The following is a 22,407-nucleotide window of genomic DNA, read 5'->3' as shown; positions in this document are numbered from 1 at the left end:
TTTTAGTTGTGTGTGGCTCAGCTATCGCTGAGGGCGGCGGTGTGCGCCGCTGCTGCTTCGGCGTCGTCGGCTTTGCCAAGCCCGTTGAACAGAAGGTTGAGGATCAATGCGCTGCAAACGCTCAGGATGATCCCGCTTTCGGTAAACACCCGGCTCCAGCCGGGCAAATGCTGGAAGTAGTGAGGCGAGACCATCGGGATCATGCCTATGCCCACACTCGTGGCCACGACCAGAAGGTTGTAGCGCGACCGTTCAAAGTCGACGGTGGAAAGAATGCGCACCCCCATCAGCGTGACCATGCCGAACATGACCATGCCTGCGGCACCGAGCACGTATTGAGGTGTGGAGGCGACGATGTAGGCCAGCTTGGGAAACAGTCCCAGCCCGATCAGAATCAGCGCGCCGGCTATACACACATAGCGGCTCTTGACCCCGGTCATGGTCACCAGGCCAATGTTTTGCGAGAAAGAGGTATAGGGGAACGCGTTGAATATCCCGCCGAGAATGGCACCCAGGCCATCCGAACGAAGGCCTCGCACTAACCTTTGGCGAGTGGTCGGGCGGTCGACCATCTTCCCCAGCGCAAGAAACATTCCCGTCGACTCGACCATGGTTACCAGCATGACCAGGCACATCGAAATGACTGCGACGATATCGAATTTCGGCACGCCAAACGCAAAGGGGGAAATCGTCGAGAACCATGGCGTTTGATAGATGCCGTCAAGCACGATATCGCCGCGAAAGAACGCAATGAAAAAACCGACCAATACGCCCAGGAGCACCGCGATATTGGCAATGAATCCTTTTGCGAAGCGGTTGATACCCAGGATCAGGATCAACTGCAAAAGAGAAATGGCCAGGTAAGTCCGATTGCCGTAATCCGGATTGGGGCTGCCATCGACAAGTACCGGATGCCCCCCGGCTGACCAGTCGATCCCGACACGCATCAGGCTGATACCGATAACCAACAGGACGGTGCCAGTCACCACGGGCGGAAAAAAACGCAGCAGTCGGCCCATGACAGGGGCGAAGAGAATGCCGAAGAGACCGGACGCGATGATCGCACCATAGACACCTGGCAGCCCCAGGGACGGGTTCAGGGCAATGGCGATCATCGGGGTTACCGATGCGAAGGTCACGCCCATCATGATCGGCAACTGAATGCCGAAAAATTTGTTTCCAGCGCATTGCACGAGTGTTGCCAGGCCCGCGGCAAACAAGTCTGCGTTGATGATAAGGGTCAACTGGTCTTTGGGGAGTTGCAGTGCGGCGCCGAGAATCAGCGGCACGATGATGCATGCCGAATACATCACCAGCACATGCTGAAAGCCAAGTATCACGGTTTGAGCCAGCGGTAGCCGCTGATCTACAGGGTGCACGGCATTGGTCATTGTCCTCTCCTGGTTGTTATTGTCGAGGCAGTGATGGGATAGGTTATTGTTGTGGTCGCCTGGTAGGGCAAGGCAAAAATGCGCCCCACCGCTCCCGTTGTAAAAATGGGACCTATTGATTTTTTTAATGGTGCATCTATGAGGTTGTCCCTGGAGCAACTGGCCGCATTTTCTGCAGTCGCCAGTGAGCGCTCTTTCTCGGCCGCGGCACGCAAACTGGGCAAATCACAGTCAGCCGTGAGCATTTCCGTTGCAAACCTTGAGATCGACTTGGGCGTCACGCTGTTCGACCGTAGCCACCGCTATCCCCAGTTGACGACGGAGGGTCGTGCGCTATTGCGCGACGCCGAGGCCATTCTTGGTCAGTGTTTCAACATGGAGAATCGCGCAAGTAGCTTGGCCGAAGAGCTGGAAACCGAATTGGTGATCAGCATCGACGATGCCATCCCCTATCAGGCACTCGCACTCGTGATGGAGGATTTTTCCAACCACTTCACCCATGTCGACCTGACCGTGCTGCATCCATCCAGGCAGGATGCGCTTGGCATGATCGAGGAGAAAAAAGTGCTGTTGGGCGTAATGTGTACTCGCTCGCATTACCCAAAGAACGTGCAGTTCAAACGGCTCGGCAGCATCACATTCAGCAACGTCGTGTGCCGGGATCACCCGTTGACCCGGATGCACCCTGTCAGCTTCAACCAGCTGAGCAACTTCCGGCAATTGGTCTACCTGCCTTTTCAGGACAGGCTGCCCACCAGCGAATACCTCAACTCACCCAACCATTGGCGTGTCGAAAGCTATCTCACTCTAATGAACATGCTGCGCGAAGGAATGGGTTGGGCCACGGTACCCAGGCAACTGATGCAAGACCTTAGTCCCGATGGGCAGCTGGTTGAGCTGGAACTGGATGCTTATCCATTTACGGACTGGACCGTGGGTGTCGACTTGGTATGGTCGTCACTCTTGCGCTCGGGAAAAGCGGGCACATGGCTGCGTGACCAGCTCGGCCGGACACAGATCACGACTGCCAGGACGTAAGCGGCAGAGACGGCATGCCGGGGTTTGTCCGTCTCGCATCTCATCGGCAGCGAATTGCCGTTCTCTACCAGTCTCGCTCCTGTTGAGACCTGAATACCGGATCGTCACAAATCTGTCATTCCTGCACGCTAACCTCCCTGCTTCCCCGCACTTCACCCCCGACATATAGCCTCACAAGGTGCCAGCCAAGGTGTCCTCAACTCCGTCCCGCCAGCGAATCATCCTCCGGTCCAACGACATGCGCAGCGATGACTTCGGCGCGCTGTTCGCGAAAATGTTCGGCAATCGCTATTCCGACACCCCGCCCTTGCCCTCTAACATCATCATCGGCGGCGTCTACGGCCGGCACGAGGGTGTCAGTTTTCGCCGCATGCATTACCGTGGCGACTTCTCGGTGGTCTTTCCCGATCCCCAGGACGAAATCACCTTCGTCATTCCTACCGCCGGCAAAATCATCTTCAATCACCTCTGCGAGTCGGTAGGTGATCTACAGGTCGGGCTGGCAATCGACAAGGCGCACATTCGTTCGATGCGCTTTATCGACAATCATGCGCAGCACGGGATGTCGATAAGGCGTGCCTTGCTCACTGAACGACTGTCGACGCTGTTGGGAAAGCCAATTGTTCAAAGGTTGGTATTCGAGCCTGTGGTTGATTTGAAGGTTTCGATTTTCCAGGGCATCAAGGCATTGATTGACCTGGCCACGGGAGCCGAGTTCGATGCGTTGATCAACAACGCAACACTGATGCCATCGCGGCTGCGAGAGATGCTGTTGGATGCGGTGCTGGAATCCTGGCCGCATAATTTCACCCAAGCCCTAAGGCAGCCTGCTCCGTTGATCGCGCCACGGCATGTGAAGCTGGCGATTGAGCACATTCAGGCGCACCCCGAGCATCTGCTCAGCGGAACGGATCTGGCCCGATTGACCCATGTCAGCCAGCGAGCACTGCAGGAAGGTTTCCGGCGATTCGTCGGGAGCTCGATTGTGGCGTACCAGCGGCAGGTGCGACTGCAGCGCGCCTTTGAGGCGCTCGGCCAACGCGATTCGCCTTCCGTGACTGAAGTGGCGTTGCGACTGGGCTTCAGCAATGTCGGCAGGTTCTGCCAGTATTTCCACAGCGCCTATGGCATCAGCCCCGCGGACCTGAAATCAGGACGGCGCACGCGAGCCGGGCACTGAGGCACCGGCCGCCAAATGCTGGCGGCCCGAACCCCAGGTATTTCCTTAGAACAGATAACTGGCCTTGAGCCCGCCGCTGTAGCCGTGGCTGTCCCCGCCTCCGCTCGCACCCACTTCGGCACCCAGGCTCAGTGCGCCGAGATTGGCCATGAGGTTGACGCCAGTGGTGAACTGGTCGCGGTTATCGAAGGCGGCGCGCTGTTCGATATCCAGGCCCAGCAGGTGCCCTTCGCTGTCGATCTGATGATCGCCGAGCACATGCTCATAACCCACCTGCACACCCGGTACCAGTTGCCAGGCGCCCATGCCGATCGGGGCGAATGCAGCGTTGAGGTTGGCCACGGCACTGCGGCGAGTGTCGTGAATGCTGTCGACGTCGAGGGCCAGCTCACTGCCTTTCTCCTGAAAGCCCGACAAGTTCAGATGGCTGACGCGCACGCCCAGGCTCGGTTCGAGCGTCACGCCGCTGACCGGTAAACGGTAGCCCAGTGCCAGGGTTGCGCCGGTGAGATTGCCATGGCTTTCGCCCTTGGCGGTGCCGAGGCCGCCGCCGAGGTCGCGCTTGCTGTCGTAGTCGATGTAGCCGGCGCTGGCGTCGGCGTCGACAAACAGCCCGCGTTCCAGACCGTCCGGCGCGAAGCGTGCGCCCATGCTGAAAAAGGTGAAGTCGGTATCCGCCTCGCCACCCGCGCCGCCGACGTTGCCCTTGCTGTACCCGACGCCGGCATGGGCGCTGAGTTGTTCGGAGAAGCGCTGGGTCAGGCCGACCATCATGCCTTGGCTGTGCTCGTTGCTGCTCAAGGACTGGGACGAACCGTCGGTGCCCAGGTAGCCCGCCAAAGCGGTGGACCACAAACGGTACTGGCCGACCTTGAGATCCGTGCCACTGGCAAACGGCGCAGCAGCCTGGTCGATCATCGCGCCCTGGCGCAGCAGGTAACTCGCCGCGTCGGCATGCACCTGACCGCCGACCGTGGACTGGACGCCCGCCAGGTCGCCCGCATCGATGGCCGACTGCAGATAGTCGTTGTAGTCGCTGTAAGCGCCCGAAAGGCTGCTGCCCTGCAGCTGTTGCAAAAGCTGCGCGCCGGCGGCGGCGTTGCCGAGCAGGCCCGCCTGGCCGGGCAGACTGTTGAAGTAGACCATCTTGCCGCGCAGCACATAGATCGTCTCCTGCGACAGTCCCAAACCTTGCTTGAGGTAATTGTCCATGCTGCCATATTGCGCGGTGACCTGATCCAGGCCGGCTTGGAGATAGCTTGCCTCGACACCGAGCAAAGGTGCATAGACCGCTGCCATACTCGCCGGCATTGCCGCCAGCGTCGCCTTCGTGCGCGCGGCGGTGTAGTCGTTGGTGGCCAGGTAATTACTCATGATGGTGGCACTGTCGACCCCGGCAATGCTCAGCAACACGGCGGCGGTCCAACCGGTTCGGTCCTTGCCGGCGGTGCAATGGAACAACGCAGCACCGTCGACACTGGCCAGTTCATTGAACAGTTGGGTCAATTGGCTGCGCATCCCTGCGTCACTGACAAACGCCCGGTTGGTCTGCTCCATCATTGCGATGGCATCGGCTGCACTGTTGAACGAGACCGTGGTGATGTTCGAACCGGACGTGGTGCTGCCGATGATGTCGATGTTTTCGTAGGTCGCCCCGGTGAGCATCGTGTCGGGTGTAGCGGCAATCTCACTGGGTGTGCGCAGGTCGTAGACGGCCTTGATACCCAAGGAATTCAGTGTGGCCAGATCCGTGGCAGACGGGGTCAGCGCGTTGGAACGATAGAACACGCCGCTACGCATCGTGCCGTCATGGGCCGTGGAATAGGCGGTGGTCGTCCCCGCGAGATCACGCAAGTTATCAATGCTGCGCAGGTGGGGAGTCTCGAGAACGTTAGTCTCGCCAGCTTGGGCAGTGGCGATGGACAGAGTCAAAACGGACAGCGAACACAGAAGACGTGGAAACACAATACAGCCTCATTGATCAAGCGATGGGCTGGCTACTATCTGCAATGAAGTAATACCGAATATGACAGATTGCGCTCGGAGGAAAATCGGCGCGTGATGCGTCCGCCGAGTTCGTTTTTTGTCCGTGTGGTCTTTAATCAACGTACGCATTTGCTCAGGATGGCGCATGCCCTATCACATCATCTTGCTCATACTTTTCGCAGCGCTCTTGCATGCCAGCTGGAATGCCGCGTTGCGCGGTGGCGCCGACAGACTTTGGTCGATGACGATCATGTGCGTGGCGGTCGCCATCGCCAGCGTCGCAATAGCCCTGTTCCTGGAGGCTCCGGCCAAGGCCAGCTGGTTCTACGCAGTGCTTTCAGCGGTCCTGCACGTTGGCTACAACTTGTTCCTGGTGCGCAGCTACAAGGTCGGAGACCTTGGGCAAACCTACCCTATCTCGCGGGGTTCCTCGCCTATCCTGATTACCCTCGCCGCTTCGGTTTTTGCCGGGGAAACGGTCGGGCCAGTCGCGATGTCCGGCATTTTGCTGGTGTCAGGCGGCATCATCTCGCTGGCCTTCAGAGGGCGCAAGCTGGCGGTTCCCAGTCTGCCTTACGCCCTGGGAACCGGTTGTTTCATTGCGGCTTACAGCGTGACGGATGGCATTGGCGTGCGCCTGTCCGGCGCGCCGATGGCCTACACGGTATGGATGTGCGCCTTGTGGGGCGTCTTGATGCCATTGGTGTATGTCGGCGTGCGCGGCACGAAGAGCCTGTTTACCTTGCGACCCGGGTTCACGACCGCCTTCATCGGCGGTCTGGTTTCTCTGCTGGCTTATGGCATCGTCATCTACGCCATGTCCGCCGCGCCCATGGGAGCGGTATCGGCATTGCGCGAAACCAGCGTGTTGTTCGCGGCATTGATCGGCTATTTTTTCCTGGGCGAGACACTGACTGTGCGAAAGATACTGGCGTGCGCGGTGATTGCGATCGGCACGATCCTTATTGGCTGATGCCAGCCACCCGACAGAAGTCGCAATTCAATCCCGAGCAATCTTGTCATTTGCCAAGGCTTAGGGCAGGGTCGATACCACTGACATCTCTGCCGAAGGAGTCACCCATGTCAAAGCTATATCCCAGTATCGATCCCGAGGGGCTGGTCGAGTACTCGGTGGTCTACACCGACCGCTCGCTCAACCACATGTCGCAGTCGTTTCAAGGCGTGATGAAGAACATCTCCAAAACCCTTAGACAGGTCTACAACGCCCAGGCTGTGGCGGTGGTCCCGGGCAGCGGCACATTCGGCATGGAAGCGGTGGCGCGACAGTTTGCCACCGACCAGCAATGCCTGGTGATACGCAACGGCTGGTTCAGTTATCGCTGGAGCCAGATCCTTGAGATGGGCAATATCCCGGCGGCCACCACGGTGCTCAAGGCCCGACGGGTCGACACGGGTCGCCAGGCTGCCTATGCCCCACCGCCCCTGGACGAAGTGCTGGCAGCCATTGAGGCTTCGAGGCCGCAGATTGTCTTCGCCCCCCACGTTGAAACCTCATCAGGCATTCTCCTGCCCGACGAGTACCTGCGGGCCGTCGGCGACGCCGTGCACGCGGTGGGTGGCCTGTTCGTGCTGGACTGCATCGCCTCAGGCACGCTTTGGGTGGACATGCACAAATGCGCCGTCGACCTGCTGATCAGCGCACCGCAGAAAGGCTGGAGCGCCTCCCCTTGCTGCGCCCTGGTGATGTTCAGTTCCCTGGCCCTCGCACGCATCGAGCAGACGCAAAGCAGCAGCTTCGCCTGCGACCTGAAAAAGTGGCTGCAGATCATGCAGGCCTACGAACAGGGCGGGCATGCCTACCATGCGACCATGCCCAGCGATGCCCTCGCGCGATTCAACGAAGTGATGAAAGAGACGCAAGCCTACGGGTTCGACAAGGTCCGCGACGAACAGCAGGCCCTGGGCGATCGGGTGCGCGCCATGTTGACCGGTAAAGGCTTCAAAAGCGTGGCCGCCGCCGGCTTCCAGGCCCCTGGCGTAGTGGTGAGCTACACCGATGATGCCGACATCAAGAGCGGCAAGAAATTTGTCGAGCACGGCCTGCAGATCGCCGCCGGCGTGCCGTTGCAATGCGACGAGCCGGCCGACTTCCAGACTTTCCGCATCGGTCTGTTCGGACTCGAAAAGCTGCACAATATCGAGCGCACGGTCCGCACCCTCGAGCAGGCACTGGACGAGGTGATGGTCGACTGAAGGAAAAAGGGGATGGATTTCTTCCGGCTAAATGAATCTGTCCCCTTTTCCGTCCCTTTTACTGGCCTCCTTTTCTTACAGCCCATCAAAAGAATTTGAACCGCTGTCGGACGGGCTCGCCTAATGATCAGCTTGTGGATATTCGCACAGGCAATGTGCCAATACCGGCATACTCCGAGAGGTGGTCAACGTGGCTAAAGACGAGAAGAAAGGCAAAGGTGACGCTTCGAACGCCAGCAAGGGATTGAAAGACAAAAAGGCATCCCCGGCAAAAAAATCAGCTGCGGCTTCAGCTCTTTCGAAATCCTCCGATAAGAAGGACAAGAAAAAAGATGCCGAACCAAAGAAATCTGCAAAAAAAGCTGATAGCAAGCCAGATAAGGCCAAGAAATCAGACAAGGCAGAAAAGCCGGCGAAAAAGAAAAAGTGACATCTGCGATCTGCTAGGGCTTTACGCCCTAGCTTCTTGCGGCCGTGTTGCTTTCGATAGCGATCAGACGCCTGACGATTGCTTGCGGCCAATAGCACAAGGTCGGCCCGATTCGGGTCCGACATTCAACCGTTGTCTTCGCATCGTTCTCAACGTGGAAACAAAAAAGTAACGGCTGCCCGGAATCCCCAGCCTTGGGGATCATCATCCGGACTATCGAGCCAGTACCGTGGCCCGGCTTGCACCGTCAATGGCTGCCCACCGATTTTCAACAGTTGTGTGACCGTCAGGTTGACCGGCACTGACCATTCGCGTGACTGCCAGTTGTAGGTGGACTCGGTATTCACCCCGTACGTGGTGAGGGTGCTGGTGGTGTAGGAAAGAAAGGGTTGCAGGAAGGTCTGGTTGACCTTGTCCTTGTCGTCCGGCGGGCTGCCGTCCAGCCCCCAGATATGGTTGGCGAGTATCCCGTGGGTCCAGCCATTGGCCTGTTGCAGCGCAACGGCGGTCGGACCGATCCCCCACTGCTCGCTGCCGAGCAATTCATCACTGCCGGTGGGAATCAATATTGCCGGGCCCGCGCCGAGTATCCAGCCACTGTCCGTGGGCTGTTTCGGCGAAAAGAAAAAACTCTGGGTGATATCGCCGACCCCGGACTTGTCCGCCGCACCATTGGGCGCCAGACCGTGTTGATCGATGACCGGCAGGATGGTGCGTGAAATCAGGTTCCAGTCATCGTTGAGGGTAAATGGCAGCACCGGCTGGATATTGGTCACGCTATGCATGCCTTCACCGGTCGGCCCCATTTTCTGATCCCAGTTGTACTGCACCGGCAGGCTGTACATGGCTGCCACCGGATTGAGGGCCTTTTTGGCCAATTCTGCCGAATCTTCAGCCTGGGCCAAGGGCACGAGGCACAACAAAGCAACCAATACAGAAAAGGTGTTACTCCATCGCTCTTTCAAATCCATTGCTCATCACCTGTAATCGACAATTCGATAAGCGTAGGCAACGGTGATCGATATGCAATTGCTCCCAAAGACTGGAGCGCCAGGGCAATTGGCCATTAAACCACTCGTGATAAAGGGCTGCACAGGCTAGACAAGGGCTTGCAGGACGACAAGGAACGTTATAAGACGTCACTGTCGCGTTCAAAACCTGCGGTGATGCGGCCAGATATCAGTCAGGCATGTTAGTTGGAGGCGTTGCAATGACCACCATCGAAGTGAAATCCCGATTCGAAGCCAAGCTGCTTCGTCCGGCAAAGCCTGGTGATGACACGTCGTGGGCGTTCGTAGTACTGCCAAAAGAGGTGAGTGAACAGCTTCCGAGGCGAGGAAGGACGACAGTCGAAGGCACAATAAACGGGCACCCTTTCCAGGCAACCCTTGAGCCGGATGGTCAGCTGAGCCATTGGCTGCAGGTCAGTAGCGAGTTACTCGAAGCCGCAGGCGCGGCCGTTGGGGATGTCGTTACACTGGAGCTCATCCCTGTGAAGAAGGAACCCGAGCCTGAGATTCCGGCAGATTTTCAGGAAGCCCTGGCAGCCACACCGAAGGCACGTGAAGTCTGGAAGAATACGACGACCATCGCACGACTGGACTGGATACACTGGATCACTTCAGCCAAGCAACTCAAGACGCGCGCAAAACGAATCGATGATGCCTGCGATATGCTCGCATCCGGCAAGAAGCAGGTTTGCTGTTTCGACCAGTCCGGCTATTACAGCAAGGCCTTGCGTGCGCCCGAGGCAGAAAAGGCCAATAGCTGACGTACCGTCGAAGCTATGGGCCAATGAATCAATGCAAATGCCTGATGCCCAATTGACCAGGGCGATCCCCCTACCTGCCGCCGTATTCCCCTAACCCTCGAAATGTCGACTATGGTTTATCCCGTGATCACGCAGCTCTGGACGTACCGTGATGAGTACACCAATCGAGATTCAAGTGCGGTAACAAGGAGGTTTAATGCACATTGCCCGCGGCGGCTGCGACCCTGAGTTCTGCCCCCACTTTCTTCGCAACGCCTTGCTGGTTGCCATCGCCAATATCATTTACCTGGCAGATGCCCAGGCAGCCTGTGGACCGCTGGCTGCCGGGGCGTACAACGTTTCACAGACCTGCACACCCGCGGCGGGTGTCGATGCGTCGATCAGCACGCAACCGGGGACGACCATCACCACTACAGCCGGCTCTTCAATACTCAGCCGTGGCAACAACGCCGATTCAACGATCACGCTCAGCGGTACCACGATCAATAGCACGCCACCTACGGCCGCCAATGCCGTGTTTTCCAATGTGATCGGCAGTAGCGGCAACGCGGCCCTGACGGTCAACGGCGGCACCAATACCGTCAACGTCGGTGGCAGCGGGCTGGACGCACTGGCGATCACCAATGCCGGCAACGGGCTGTCGACGTTCTCGGTGAGTTCAGGCACAACGCTGAACATCCTCAACACCGTCGTTGGCAACGAACATGACGGGATCGATGTGAATGGCAGTGGCGGCGGCGGGATCATCGTTACCCACGATAGCAGTGGTCAGATAACACTGCTCGGCGGCAACGGCATCTGGACCAAGGCCACCGGCAGCGGTGACACCAATGTCAACGTCGGCGCCGAGGTCAGTATCCTGGTCAACAACGACGATGCGCTGTCCGCCGGCGATCCCATTACCGACGATACCTTGCCTACCGCTGGCGTCGGCAACCACGCCGGTGTCCACACCCGCGCGATCAATGGCAACACCACCCTGGTGAACGCGGCGACTGTCCAGGCCATCGGCATGAACGCCTTCGGCCTCTTCACTGAAGGCGGCGCCGGCAATACCCGGTTGAGCAACAGCGGGACACTCAGCGCCAATGGCCTCAATGGTTTCGGCATTCGTTCGTTTTCCACCGTTGGCAGTATCGACATCGTCAATAACGGCGCGATCACCACCACCGGCGGCGGTGGACACGGTATCTATGCCAACGATAACGTCGGTGCCACCGGTTCGATCAGCATTGAAAACAACGCCGCTATCAATGTCGGCGACGCGGCCAATCCAGCCGGCTCGCGCGCGATCTACATCATCAAGCGTGGTACCGGTGACGCGACCATCACCGGCAGTGGCAATCTCACCGTGCTCGGCGGGCTGAACACCACGCGCGCCTACGGCATCATCGTCAGCTCCGAGAACAACAATGTCCTTATCGATTACTCCGGCAACATCTTCGCCAGCGGCTTTGGCGCGGGTGGCATCCGGGTCGACTCGACGGGCGGCAATGTCCGGGTCAACTACTCCGGCAACCGTATCGAAACGATCAACAGCAACGCCAACGGGATTTATGCGTCGACCCAATCACCGACAGGCACCGTGGACGTCAACGCCGGCGGCACGATCATTACGCACTCCGATGCCGGGTCGGGCGACGGCAGTGGCATTGGCTCCTTTGGCATACAGGCCCTGACCCTGGGCGCAAATACGAGTGTCACGTTCACCGGGCCGCTGATTGACGTCAATGGCCAGGGCGCGGCGATTCTGGCGGGCAACGCGTTCAACTCGGGTAGCGGCGTGGGCACCCTGAATGTGAGTAACAGTGGTCAACTGATCGCTCGCGGCGATCAGCAGCGTGGCATCCGCACCTTGTCCGTCAGTGGCCAGCAGACCGTCGTCAACACCGGGCCGATTCAGACGCTGGGTGCCAGCAATAGCCAGGGCATCCTCGCTCAAGCCTCCGGCGCGGCCACGCTTTCGGTCAGCAACACCGGGGCGATAACCACAAAGGGCACGGGGTCGTCGGCGATTGATGCGTTGACCGAGGGCGCAGCGGTCAGCGTCAGCAACAGCGCGACCCTTGCAGGTGGTTGGGCAGACAGCAACGGCGTCACCTTGGGCGGTGCCACCCAGACATTGATCAACACGGGCGTGATCGGTGCGCTCAGCGATTCAGCGGTACGTGCCGATGCAACCACGCCCGGAACGAATTTCACACTCACCAACACCGGGCAGATGACCGGCTCGGTCAATGCCGTCAGTGCCGCCAGTTCCGTGACCAACAGCGGCACCTGGAACTTGCGCAATTTCGCCGACAGCACCGGCAGCGGCACGCGTGATACCTGGGGCGTTTCGTCCAGCAACCTGGGTTCGGCGGGCAACAACAGTATCGACAACAGCGGCGTCATTCGCCTGGCAGCGCAACCCGCTACAGGCATCGTCAATTTCAATGCCAGCGGTGCCTATCTGCCCTTGGGCCAGGCGGCTAACACACCGACGCCCGGTGGCGCGGTGCAGGGCCAATTGCTCGGCGTGAACAGCTTCACCCACAGCGGCACCCTCGATCTGGCCGCCGGCACCAACACCGTGGGCAATGTGCTGCTGATCAGCGGCGCGACCACCGCCGGTACCGATGGCGGCGGGACGTTCGTGTCCAATGGCGGCAGACTGCTGCTCAACACCACCTTGAACGCAGGCGGCACCAACAGTCGTTCCGACATGCTGGTGGTGGACTCGACCAGCACCGGTAGCGGCGGTGCCACCCGGGTGGCCGTGAGTAATGTCGGCGGACTGGGCGAGTTGACCCAGGGCAATGGCATCGCTGTCGTCGAGTTGCTCAACAAAACCGATGGGGCAAGTGACCCCAACGCGTTTCGCCTGGCCAGCAGGGCCGTCGCGGGACCGTATGAATATCGCCTGCAACAGGGTGCCGAGGATGGCAGCGCCAGGGACACCTGGTTCCTGCGTTCGGATGCGCCCACGCCTCCTGCCCCCCCTGCTCCCCCTGTTCCTCCAGACCCGAACCCCGATCCGACGCCGGATCCTGATCCAACGCCTGATCCCGATCCAGTTCCCGATCACGTCCCGAATTTTCGTCCGGAGGTTTCGCTGTACGGCGCGGTTCCGGCGCTGGCGCTGGTGTACGGCAGGACGATGGTCGATACCTTGCACGAGCGGGTCGGCGAAGAGCGTCTCAATGCCGGCGATCCATTGCCCAAGGAAGATGAGTCCACTTTGGCCCCGTCCATGGGCTGGGGAAGGGTCATCTATCGCAGTGGCAAACAGGACGGCGATCGCAAGAACGCCTTGGGCAACACGCCCGAATACAACTACGACCTGACCGCCTTTCAGGTCGGCACCGACCTCTTCCGCAAAGTCAGGACCGATGGCAGTCATGAACAGGCCGGTGTGTCGCTGTCGGCTGGCACCATCGACGCAGGCGTCAGCCACTACACCCGCCGTCCCGCCGGTGAAGACACCCTGCGCGCTTACGGCGTGGGCGCGTACTGGACGCACTTCGGTCCGTCCGGCTGGTATCTGGACGGTGTGCTGCAGGTCAACCGCTTCGACATCGAGGCCAAGCCCAATGACCTGGCCAAATTGAAAACCCGCGGTTGGGGCTACACCGCCTCGCTGGAAAACGGCTACCCCTACGAGTTCGACAAGGACTGGTACGTCGAACCGCAGTTGCAGGCCATCTACAGCTACGTCGATCTGGACAGCAGCGACGACGCCGGGGCCAATATTCGTTTCAAGGATGTGGACTCACTGATCGGACGGCTCGGTGTGCGCATCGCCAAAGACTGGGACACCGAGGGCGTCGACAAGAGCGAACGGCGCACCAACGCGTGGGTTCGCCCCAGTGTCTGGCATGAGTTCAAGGGGCAACCGAAGACCGAGTTTTCCTCTGAGTCGGGTTACGTCCCGTTCGAAGCCGACATTCAGGGCACCTGGGGTGAGGTGAATCTGGGGGTGGATTACCAGGCCAACCGACGCACCACGATTACCGCTTCGGCGGGTTATCGCCAGGGGTTCGACGGGGATAGCCACGGGTATGACGCGATGCTGGGCTTCAAGATCAACTTTTAGAGGCAGTGCGTTCGGGTGTCGAGGTCGGCGGCAAACGATCAACCCGCAACGCATCGACTACCAGCGAAAACGCCTGGGACGGTTGTCGGCGGCTGGGGTAATACAGATGAAAGCCGCCGAAGGGTTCACACCAATCCTCCAGCACCCTGACAAGCCGCCCGTCGGCGAGTTCTGGGGCGAACTCGTCCTCGGGCAAATAAGCGATGCCCAGCCCACCCACCGCAGCATCGGCGATATGGGTCGTGGAGTTGAATACCAGCTGGCCGTCTACACGGACTTTGACCTTCTTGCCCAGACGTTCGAATTCCCATGCGTCCACGCCGTCATAGGTGGGAAAACGGATATCGATACAGCGGTGTGCTGCTAGATCGCGAGGGTGTTCGGGGGCGGGGTTTTTCGCGAAGTAGCCTGGCGCAGCCACTACGGCCATTCGTACAGGCGGGCCAATGGGCACGGCGATCATGTCCTGGGCCACCGTGTCGCTGAAGCGCACGCCGGCATCGAAGCGGTCGGCGACGATATCGCGAAAGCCATAGTTGATATCGAATTCCAGCTTGATATCCGGGTACATCTGCAGCAGCGGCGTCAACTTGGGCAGCAGCGTTGTCTTGATGACATTGTCGCCGCAGGTAATGCGTACCGTCCCTGCCGGTTTATCGCGCAGCTCGGTCAACGCTTGCACTTCGGCCTCGATTTCATCGAAGCGACGGCCCACCGCTTCCAGCAATCGTTCGCCCGCCGCCGTCAGCGATACGCTGCGCGTGGTGCGGGTCAGCAAGCGAATTTTCAAACGAGCTTCCAGGGCGGAAACTACCTGACTCACTGCCGATTGCGTCACCCCAAGCTGGACCGCCGCGCGGGTAAAGCTGCCCACTCGCGCCACGGTCACGAAAGCCAGCAGATCATTGAAATTGGGTTTGGCCATGGCGGGCACGCTCGATTGATTGATTAGACACGGTTATAGCCGCATTAAGCATTCATTAGCTAATCAAAATCTCGTTATTGCGTAACACTACCCCGCATCCCAGCCTCTCGCCATGAAGAGGGGCGAGCCTCGCGCTAACTGCCTGCGTCGCCTTTAGCTTTCCCTGAAAAAGGACGCCCATGAAAAGACTTCTCGTAATGCTCGGGTTGCTAACGACCCGGTTCTTCAAGGAACACCTGAAATGACCGCTGACGTTCATCTGCACGCCACCGCCTTGAGCGAGACAGGTACGCGCACCGGTCATTGGGGAGGTGTTTATGCAATGACGCTATGCGTATTCGCGCTGATCGCCTCGGAGTTCATGCCAGTCAGCCTGCTGACACCCTTGGCAAACGACCTGCAGGTCAGCCAAGGCCTGGCGGGCCAGGGCCTTGCCATATCTGGCGCGTTTGCAGTGTTGGCCAGCCTGTCGATCAGCTGGATCGCCGGCACCCTGGACAGAAAGACCCTGCTGCTGGCCCTGACCGGTTTGATGGCCGTATCGGGCACCGTTGTGGCACTTGCCCCCAACTACCTGATCTACATGGCTGGGCGAGCCCTGATCGGCGTAGTGATTGGCGGATTCTGGTCGATGTCGGCAGCCACTGCGATGCGCCTGGTACCGGCTGCACAGGTGCCCAGGGCGCTGGCCGTGTTCAATAGCGGCAACGCCCTGGCGACGGTGGTGGCAGCACCACTGGGCAGTTATCTGGGCTCAGTTGTGGGTTGGCGTGGTGCGTTCCTGTGCCTGGTTCCGGTGGCGTTGATTGCGCTGGTTTGGCAGTGGATAAGCTTACCGAGCATGGCAACGCAGAAGCGTTCGCCGGGTGCTGGCAATGTTTTCAAACTGCTGAAAAGTCGCACGGTGGCGCTAGGCATGGCCGCCGCTGGCTTGTTTTTCATGGGCCAATTTGCGCTGTTCACCTACCTGCGCCCGTTTCTGGAAACGGTCACCCAGGTCGACGTACCGGTGCTTTCTTTGCTGCTATTGGTGATAGGCGTCGCAGGCTTTTGCGGCACAACGCTGATCGGTGTAGTCCTCAAGCGCAGCCTCTACGGCACCTTGAGTACCATCTCGCTGCTGATGGCGGTTATTGCGCTAGCGCTGATTCCTGCTGGCACCTGGGTTATGGCTGTAGCGGTATTGCTCGGACTCTGGGGCTTTATTGCGACGGCAGCGCCAGTGGGCTGGTGGAGTTGGATTGCGCGCGCCTTGCCCGATCACGCCGAGGCAGGCGGCGGCCTGATGGTGGCGATTGTTCAATTGGCCATCGCAGTGGGCTCCACCGTCGGCGGCGTACTGTTTGACGCTCTCGGTTACCAGAGCACATTTATCGCCAGCGCCGCGCTCCTGATACTCGCCGCCTTGCTGACTTTCCTGACTTCACGTTCGCCGGTGCCGCCTACCCAGTAAACCCTCCGTTCCAAGGAGCAAGGCGATCGGCAGCCAAAAGCTCAGTTGTCGAAGCGATTGAGCGAAGTGTGTGGATCAAAGGGAACATAGCGTGATTGCCGGTCACGCATGACTTTGACCATGGCGACGTCCGGGTCCACGGAAAAGAACAAGCGCCCGCGCATCGCCACCAGATGATCGAGCAGGCGCTCCTTGTCCCCGGCCACGCATTCGGGATTGCGATCATAGGCGCTGTTGACGTTCAGGCTCAGCCAGTGCGTTCCCGGGATCAGGTCGCCAACAAACACCACAGGCCCGCCGGGCAGCAGGATTTCCGGCAACAGTTGCCCCGGTGTATAGCCGTCGCTGAAATGAAAATGCCAGCCGTTACCGAGGCGGTCGCAGCTATGTCCATCGATCAGGATCAGGCGCCCGCTGTTTTCCAGGCGATGCAAGAGCGGCGAGATGAACAGCTCCCGATCCCGTGGATGGGGGTGGCGTGCTCGCACCCAGTGGCGTTCGCCAACCAGGTAATGCGCTTTGCGAAACAGCAGCCGTGGCATCTCCCCTTCCCTGACCCGTTCAAGCAGTTCCTCGGACAGCGCTGCATGAAGATGGGTCAACACCACCGCATCGATATCGTCTTCGCCCAAGCCATGCTGCGCCAGGCTTTCGAGCAACCCTGAAACGAACGGCTGGCAGCGGCAGGCACGCGGTATCGGCGCCAGCAACGCATCGGCGCCGGCCAGCACGAGGATGTTTTTTCCATCCTGCTGCACCAGCAATGCACGGGACGCAATGTCGACCCGGTTGTCCAGGTCCGGCGCCATCCATTGGGACCATTTCTGCCGCGGTGTATGTCCGAACAGAACGCCGCCGTCCAATTTGCGACGGGCTCCTGCCAGAGTGGAAATGGTACGACTCACGACGCTCAACCCCTTGCTCCTGACCGCCCCGCGCACCGCGCACGAGGCCTCGAATCAGGCTTGCAGGTTAAGCCATGGCCACCCGTCATCGACCCACCCGCATGGGGTGGGCTCACCCACGCTTGCGGGCGACGATGATGGCATCGTAGCGGCTGGAAACATCCAGGTTGCGGCATTCTTCGAAAAGTGTACGCCCGACTCTCCACCTCGAACCTGATGCGTGCCTGCCCCTACCCGTTACAGGGGGGGTTATCGGCCGCGCTGATTGTCCATCATCAAGCCTGACTCTCGTTTTACAAGCTTCGTAGGAGCAGAAATGCATTGATGTTGTGGGCGGTCACCCTCCTCTATCGAAAATTTTCTGCTCCTACTTTTTTCAACACCGATAAGCCACAACCGGGTGATTACCGCCCTTGGTGACATGCAGTAATCGGCGGAGGCCTGGCCGACGTCCGCAGCGCATCATCTTCACAGCATCTTCGACAGGCAGCAAACGGCCATCATGAGCCTGTTCGCGCAGGGTCCTTGTAGGAGCAAGCTTGCTCGCGATGGACGTCAACGATAACGCGGGCTGTCTGGATAATCGCGGTGCCTGGTCGTTCTTCGCGAGCAAGCTCGCTCCTGCAGGTTCGTGGTCAGAAGGCATGCAATTCCCGCACAAGGTTAAACCTTGGAAAATCGGGGGGACGTTTGGCACGCCGATCCGTCAGCAACCGGCCGATTCTGTTGAAAAAGTAGATCTCCTGCCTGGCCTGCTTGAGCTATGAAATAAAGTCTGTCGGGAATAAATGGAGTCTGTCGCACAGACTTGAGGTATTGCAGTGATGGCCACGTGGGTGAACGACCGCACGCTTTGGGCCTTTTCAAAGGTGAGGAGCTTGAAAGGTTGGGCCGCCTAATAGCTAGTGGAGATGGCGGGACTGAGATGGCCATGGCTTCACCCAAGGGATCTGCCACCGGTCATTCAACCGCCCCGGTCGCTAGACTATTAGTCGTCGGGCTCTGCGTAGGCTTCTGCCAGAAGGGCCTGGGCGTGACCTTCCAGGAAGTCGAAAACCTCCTCTTGGATATACCCGTTGTATTGCTTCCGCCGGCCCTTTGATACGACCCCATTCTGGTCTAAGCACTGCATTATCAGCTTGCTCAAGAGGCTGCCGCGCACGTCGAAGTTGTCATTAACCACCTTGAGCAACGTGTCGTATCGTTGCAGATACTCGGTTTCTTCCCTCAGTTCAATTTCCAATGCCCGCTTGGCCATTTCCAGCGTGAAGGCCACACATTCAGTCGCATCCCAGTAGCGATAGAGGCTTGGGTCGCCGGTGAAGTTAAGCGACATGTTGTCGGCATCGATCCAACGAACGTCCCAGAATTGCCGGGCAGGTTTCGAGAAGCTCTGCAGAGCTTCAAGGTAGCGTTGCTCCTCTCGCTTCATGGCAACGGAGACAGGGAGTAACAAACCGTTCTCCAGCGCACCGCTGCAGCACAATGCCTGGTGTATCAAGAAGCGCGACAGTCGGCCATTCCCATCCATGAAGGGATGCAAGAACACGAACCCGAATGAGGCAATGCCGGCGGCCACCAGCGGGTCAAGCTCCAACGGTGCACGGTTTGCGAAGGCCATGAGTTCGAACATCAGATCCCGGCAAAGGTCTGGAGGTGGGGGGATATAGGTGACCCCTGCCGCTCCTCGGAAGGAGTTGGTCAGGTGGTTTTGTTCATGCCGGAAGGCCACCGCCCATTCAAGCGGTTGGGAAATTGCATTGTTTTGTAGAGAGACCAAGTAGTCTTCGGTAAGCGGCTGGCGGTCATGTGCCTGGCGCAGCAACTGAACGAAACGCTCTGACTTCTGCTGGCTTGGTGCTTCCTTTTCAATCGCAAATGAGGAATCTGTCTCGCTCAGGTACGCCCAGTCGATGGCACGATCCATCATTTCCTTAGGCAAGGAAGCAATGAACTCTTTCGAACGCCCTAGAATGTCGTATTCAAGCAGGGCTTGGACCTCAGGCGTGCGCTCTACCGTCGCGCAATATTGGAGTGTCCCCAGCCCATTGAAGTCCACGCGCCAGCGGTTGTTTCGCACCGATGGGCCAGTGATGTACCGCTCTGGATCAAAAAGGAGGACGCCGGGGCCCCGAGGCTTGTCCGTGTAGTCCAGTAAAGCGCCGGAGTAGACTTCCCAGAGGAAGCAGACTTTGCGCAGATAGCCACTGCTGGGAGATTGGGTTATGGCCTCGACAAGGAGGTGACCTTCAATGCGAGGCAGAGCCTGCGCCAAAATAGAGAGATTGACGCCCTCATGCTTGAGCGCAAAGATGATGTGCGCGAGAAAATCCCCAGCCTCCGGTGCAACCGCTTGCGGCACTGCAAGCGCGCCGTTGATCCGCTCAATGCGGGTGACGGGTTGAACGAGTGCGGGCGTCTTTACCCCGATAGCCTTCAGCCCCATCGCATTGATCAAATGGGCGTAACCCACTAGATTTCCCATTTTTTCCCCTGTCGTTGGCTAGATTTTTTTAACCGAGCCAAGATTTTCTTAAAATACGCGCCGAACACTCAGAAAATATTAAACGAAAATGGCTGCGTAACCACTATTCTTGGGCTTTCTGATTTTCGGCGCGCCGGGAATCTGTGTTGTGGTCATCGTGTGTTGTTCTGTTGGCTGTATTACGGCCCTGGACTCTCAGCGTGGCAGCCTGAAGGTAGGCTCATCAGCGAAACCAGAGCCGGGGACGTGTTTTGTTCATCGGCCAGCGGGGAGATTCGCAGCATGATGGGACAGTTGTCGAGTGGGCAAGAGAGACTGTTTTACTCATTCAACATTGAAGATCATCGCTGCATGGACGCAGGTCTGGTCAAGGGCGAAGGTTTTGCTGTGGACGCCAGCATCATCAAGGCGGACGCCAGTCGGCGACGTAGTGATTTTCAATGGAATGAAGAAGTGCATGAATATCGTTGCCCCACGGGGCACGCCTTGCGTAGCGAGTGGCGGGCCTTCAAGAACCAGCGCTCACATATCACGAAAGCCGACACCATCATCTTTCGATCCCGGCAAGCAGACTGCTCTAAATGCTCGATAAAAGAGCGCTGCTGTCCAAACACCTCGTTCCGAAAAATCGCCCGTAGCGTCCATGAGGCGGCACGGTGACCACGCCGAACTCCGACGTGATCTATGCCATGGGCTATCTGGACCTGAAGCAGGACGGCCCGATGGTGATTGAAGTCCCGCCGGGCATGCAGGGCATTCTCGACGACTTCTTCCAGCGCCCGATCTGCTCCGAAGGCCAGATCGAAGGATGCCAGTGGTGTGGCGACGTCGGCCTGCCCGGCCCGGACAAAGGCCCCAAGTACCCGGCCACCTTCGTCGACGCCAAGGGCGAGTTCCTCTCGGGCAGCAACGCCTACACGTTGAACCTGCCCAAAGGCATCCCGGCGGCGCTGTTCTGGTCGGTGACGGTGTATGACTCGATCACGGCGTCTGGCGTGGACAACGGCCAGCCATTCCCGTCGTTGAACGCCATGGACAAACCCCTGGTGAATGCCGACGGTTCGATTGACGTGCACTTCGGGCCGCAGGCACCGGGCGATGGCAAGAATTGGATTCGCACCCTGCCAGGCAAAGGCTTCTTCGTGATCCTGCGCCTGTACGGCCCGACCAAGGCTTTCTTCGACAAGGAGTGGAAGCCTGGAGACCTGCAGAAGCGGTAACCATAAATGCAACTCGGTGATATGAGGGTGGAAACGCTCATATCATTTCTGGGTAAGTGCAATAGAGTTATCTATTCGAATTTATCCAATGGTCACCGGCAGCAATGGCTCGATTCTGTTGAAAAAGTAGCTCCCCCCTCCTGAAAGCAATGGGTCCTTGTAGGAGCGAGCCTGCTCGCGATGGACGTCAACGATAACGCGGGGGCGGTTGGCGCCTTAACGGCTTCAGGCGATTTTAATGACAACCTTGCCAAATGCTCCTTTCGCAAGATGCTCGTAGGCTTCTCGTGCTTGCTCGAACGGATACACCTGATCGATCACGGGACGGATCTTGTGGTCGTTGAGGAACGCATTCATCCGGTCGAACGATGAGCGCGGCGCCACGGCAATACCGCGAATGGTCGTCTGGCGGAAAATGAGTGGCATCAGGTTGAGTTCAACGGTCTGCCCGGTCAAAAAGCCGATTTGCGCAATACGCCCGGACGCCTTGGTCGCTGCGACCGATTGATTGATGCCGTTGCCGCCGGCCACATCGAGCAGCAGATCCACGCCCTTGCCTTCGGTCAGTTTCAAGACTTCGTCGGCCCAGTCCGGCGTAGTCCTGTAGTTGATCCCCGCCACGGCTCCCAGCCCCTTCACTGCTTGCAGATTCTGCTCGCTACTCGACGTTGCGATCACCCTCGCGCCCAGCGCAGTGGCGATCTGCACGGCAAATATGGACACCCCGCCAGTCCCTTGGACCAATACGGTTTGACCCGGCTGGATGTGTCCAAAGTCCACCAGCGAATACCACGCCGTGAGCGCGGCAATCGGCAGTGTTGCCGCCTCTTCGTCGCTCATGTTGCCTGGCGCAGCCACGGCACTGTCTTGGTGGATGATCATGTATTCAGCCAGACCGCCAGGCAACGGTGAACCGAAACAGTAATCCGGTTCACTCGGCCCTGGCTCGCCATCCAGCCAACGGGAGTACAGATGCGAGTTGACCCGATCACCGACTTTGAAGCGCGTGACGCCGTCACCGACCGCGACCACTGTGCCGGCTGCATCGCTCACCGGGATCAGGGGTTTGGGCACTTTATGCGGCTCATAGATGCCGTCGACGATTGCCTTGTCGCGAAAGTTGAGCGAGACAGCGCCGACCTTAACGAGCAACTCACCGGCCTTGGGTTGCGGGGTCGCTGTCTCTCCCAGTTGCAGATTGTCGAGGCCAAAATCATTCAATAACCAAGCTTTCATTGCGAATCTCCAAAACGAGTCAATGGCTGCAAACCGCAACGGGTTCGCCTGGACAGATCTTTCGCTGTTGGGGGCGCGCAATAAATACTCAAAAACGG

General features: G+C 58.9%; 16 protein-coding genes and 2 pseudogenes. 11 read left to right on the top strand and 7 right to left on the bottom strand.

Going from position 1 to position 22,407, the window contains the following annotated elements; genetic code table 11:
* Positions 1-17: 17 nt before the first annotated feature.
* The gene (locus ACYP2Q_RS00475) at positions 18-1,391 is read right to left on the bottom strand and encodes a nucleobase:cation symporter-2 family protein (RefSeq protein WP_459728587.1); all 1,374 of its coding nucleotides are present in this window, start codon (positions 1,389-1,391) and stop codon (positions 18-20) included.
* 138 nt (positions 1,392-1,529) lie between these two features.
* On the opposite strand from ACYP2Q_RS00475, the gene ACYP2Q_RS00470 reads away from it, so the two are divergent.
* Both ACYP2Q_RS00470 and ACYP2Q_RS00465 read left to right on the top strand, forming a co-directional pair.
* Positions 1,530-2,429, top strand: coding sequence for a LysR family transcriptional regulator (locus ACYP2Q_RS00470; protein ID WP_459728586.1), 900 nt, complete (start codon positions 1,530-1,532; stop codon positions 2,427-2,429).
* Positions 2,430-2,667: 238 nt separating this feature from the next.
* Positions 2,668-3,609, top strand: a complete 942-nt coding sequence (locus ACYP2Q_RS00465) for an AraC family transcriptional regulator (protein ID WP_459728585.1) — start codon at positions 2,668-2,670, stop codon at positions 3,607-3,609.
* Positions 3,610-3,654: 45 nt separating this feature from the next.
* Here the strand turns inward: ACYP2Q_RS00465 and ACYP2Q_RS00460 are convergent, their stop codons facing one another.
* Entirely contained in the window at positions 3,655-5,574 is a 1,920-nt protein-coding gene (locus tag ACYP2Q_RS00460) for a tyrosine-protein phosphatase (RefSeq protein ID WP_459728584.1), read from the bottom strand.
* Between the two features lie 166 nt (positions 5,575-5,740).
* Here ACYP2Q_RS00460 and ACYP2Q_RS00455 point away from each other — a divergent pair, with 166 nt between their 5' ends.
* The 3 genes from ACYP2Q_RS00455 (at position 5,741) to ACYP2Q_RS00445 (ending at position 8,239) form a co-directional block, all read left to right on the top strand.
* Positions 5,741-6,568, top strand: coding sequence for an EamA family transporter (locus ACYP2Q_RS00455; RefSeq protein ID WP_459728583.1), 828 nt, complete (start codon positions 5,741-5,743; stop codon positions 6,566-6,568).
* Between the two features lie 107 nt (positions 6,569-6,675).
* Complete coding sequence (locus ACYP2Q_RS00450) at positions 6,676-7,809, top strand: aminotransferase class V-fold PLP-dependent enzyme (RefSeq protein WP_459728582.1); 1,134 nt, start codon at positions 6,676-6,678, stop codon at positions 7,807-7,809.
* 190 nt (positions 7,810-7,999) lie between these two features.
* Positions 8,000-8,239, top strand: a complete 240-nt coding sequence (locus ACYP2Q_RS00445; RefSeq protein WP_459728581.1) for a hypothetical protein — start codon at positions 8,000-8,002, stop codon at positions 8,237-8,239.
* A 149-nt stretch (positions 8,240-8,388) separates the two neighbouring features.
* On the opposite strand, the gene ACYP2Q_RS00440 is transcribed toward ACYP2Q_RS00445, so the two are convergent.
* On the bottom strand, positions 8,389-9,210 hold the full coding sequence (locus ACYP2Q_RS00440) for a transporter (protein ID WP_459728580.1): 822 nt from the start codon (positions 9,208-9,210) through the stop codon (positions 8,389-8,391).
* A gap of 239 nt (positions 9,211-9,449) precedes the next feature.
* On the opposite strand from ACYP2Q_RS00440, the gene ACYP2Q_RS00435 reads away from it, so the two are divergent.
* Together ACYP2Q_RS00435 and ACYP2Q_RS00430 are read left to right on the top strand one after the other, a co-directional pair.
* The gene (locus ACYP2Q_RS00435; RefSeq protein WP_459728579.1) at positions 9,450-10,010 is read left to right on the top strand and encodes a YdeI/OmpD-associated family protein; all 561 of its coding nucleotides are present in this window, start codon (positions 9,450-9,452) and stop codon (positions 10,008-10,010) included.
* A gap of 196 nt (positions 10,011-10,206) precedes the next feature.
* Positions 10,207-14,085, top strand: coding sequence for an autotransporter outer membrane beta-barrel domain-containing protein (locus ACYP2Q_RS00430; protein ID WP_459728578.1), 3,879 nt, complete (start codon positions 10,207-10,209; stop codon positions 14,083-14,085).
* Here ACYP2Q_RS00430 and ACYP2Q_RS00425 read toward each other — a convergent pair.
* Complete coding sequence (locus ACYP2Q_RS00425; RefSeq protein ID WP_459728576.1) at positions 14,075-15,010, bottom strand: LysR family transcriptional regulator; 936 nt, start codon at positions 15,008-15,010, stop codon at positions 14,075-14,077. The genes ACYP2Q_RS00430 and ACYP2Q_RS00425 overlap by 11 nt on opposite strands.
* A gap of 241 nt (positions 15,011-15,251) precedes the next feature.
* Between ACYP2Q_RS00425 and ACYP2Q_RS00420 the strand changes: the two genes are divergently transcribed.
* Positions 15,252-16,463: an MFS transporter gene (locus ACYP2Q_RS00420; protein WP_459728575.1), complete on the top strand. Its 1,212-nt coding sequence runs from the start codon at positions 15,252-15,254 to the stop codon at positions 16,461-16,463.
* Between the two features lie 41 nt (positions 16,464-16,504).
* Here ACYP2Q_RS00420 and ACYP2Q_RS00415 read toward each other — a convergent pair whose 3' ends face one another.
* The gene (locus ACYP2Q_RS00415; RefSeq protein WP_459728574.1) at positions 16,505-17,368 is read right to left on the bottom strand and encodes an MBL fold metallo-hydrolase; all 864 of its coding nucleotides are present in this window, start codon (positions 17,366-17,368) and stop codon (positions 16,505-16,507) included.
* A gap of 539 nt (positions 17,369-17,907) precedes the next feature.
* Between ACYP2Q_RS00415 and ACYP2Q_RS00410 the strand changes: the two genes are divergently transcribed.
* Positions 17,908-18,135, top strand: a complete 228-nt coding sequence (locus tag ACYP2Q_RS00410; protein ID WP_459728573.1) for a hypothetical protein — start codon at positions 17,908-17,910, stop codon at positions 18,133-18,135.
* 221 nt (positions 18,136-18,356) lie between these two features.
* Here ACYP2Q_RS00410 and ACYP2Q_RS00405 read toward each other — a convergent pair whose 3' ends face one another.
* Positions 18,357-19,853 (bottom strand): Fic family protein, encoded by a 1,497-nt coding sequence (locus tag ACYP2Q_RS00405; RefSeq protein WP_459728572.1) that lies wholly within the window; start codon positions 19,851-19,853, stop codon positions 18,357-18,359.
* Positions 19,854-20,285: 432 nt separating this feature from the next.
* Here ACYP2Q_RS00405 and ACYP2Q_RS00400 point away from each other — a divergent pair.
* A pseudogene (locus ACYP2Q_RS00400) lies at positions 20,286-20,510 on the top strand (IS5/IS1182 family transposase); the annotation flags it as partial.
* Positions 20,510-21,073: pseudogene (locus ACYP2Q_RS00395) on the top strand (DUF1214 domain-containing protein); the annotation flags it as partial. The pseudogenes ACYP2Q_RS00400 and ACYP2Q_RS00395, both read left to right, overlap by 1 nt.
* A gap of 225 nt (positions 21,074-21,298) precedes the next feature.
* Here ACYP2Q_RS00395 and ACYP2Q_RS00390 read toward each other — a convergent pair.
* The gene (locus ACYP2Q_RS00390) at positions 21,299-22,309 is read right to left on the bottom strand and encodes a zinc-dependent alcohol dehydrogenase family protein (RefSeq protein ID WP_459729452.1); all 1,011 of its coding nucleotides are present in this window, start codon (positions 22,307-22,309) and stop codon (positions 21,299-21,301) included.
* Positions 22,310-22,407 lie beyond the last annotated feature (98 nt).

It is taken from the genome of Pseudomonas sp. MHK4, assembly GCF_054600775.1.
Note: the sequence above shows the minus strand (reverse complement) of the source record. Positions and strands in the feature narration are given on the sequence as shown.

Coding starts and splice junctions, on each gene's coding strand:
- ACYP2Q_RS00475 (WP_459728587.1), bottom strand. CDS start 1,391: ATGACCAATGCCGTGCACCCTGTAGATCAGCGGCTACCGCTGGCTCAA.
- ACYP2Q_RS00470 (WP_459728586.1), top strand. CDS start 1,530: ATGAGGTTGTCCCTGGAGCAACTGGCCGCATTTTCTGCAGTCGCCAGT.
- ACYP2Q_RS00465 (WP_459728585.1), top strand. CDS start 2,668: ATGCGCAGCGATGACTTCGGCGCGCTGTTCGCGAAAATGTTCGGCAAT.
- ACYP2Q_RS00455 (WP_459728583.1), top strand. CDS start 5,741: ATGCCCTATCACATCATCTTGCTCATACTTTTCGCAGCGCTCTTGCAT.
- ACYP2Q_RS00450 (WP_459728582.1), top strand. CDS start 6,676: ATGTCAAAGCTATATCCCAGTATCGATCCCGAGGGGCTGGTCGAGTAC.
- ACYP2Q_RS00440 (WP_459728580.1), bottom strand. CDS start 9,210: ATGGATTTGAAAGAGCGATGGAGTAACACCTTTTCTGTATTGGTTGCT.
- ACYP2Q_RS00435 (WP_459728579.1), top strand. CDS start 9,450: ATGACCACCATCGAAGTGAAATCCCGATTCGAAGCCAAGCTGCTTCGT.
- ACYP2Q_RS00430 (WP_459728578.1), top strand. CDS start 10,207: ATGCACATTGCCCGCGGCGGCTGCGACCCTGAGTTCTGCCCCCACTTT.
- ACYP2Q_RS00425 (WP_459728576.1), bottom strand. CDS start 15,010: ATGGCCAAACCCAATTTCAATGATCTGCTGGCTTTCGTGACCGTGGCG.
- ACYP2Q_RS00420 (WP_459728575.1), top strand. CDS start 15,252: ATGACCGCTGACGTTCATCTGCACGCCACCGCCTTGAGCGAGACAGGT.
- ACYP2Q_RS00405 (WP_459728572.1), bottom strand. CDS start 19,853: ATGGGAAATCTAGTGGGTTACGCCCATTTGATCAATGCGATGGGGCTG.
- ACYP2Q_RS00390 (WP_459729452.1), bottom strand. CDS start 22,309: ATGAAAGCTTGGTTATTGAATGATTTTGGCCTCGACAATCTGCAACTG.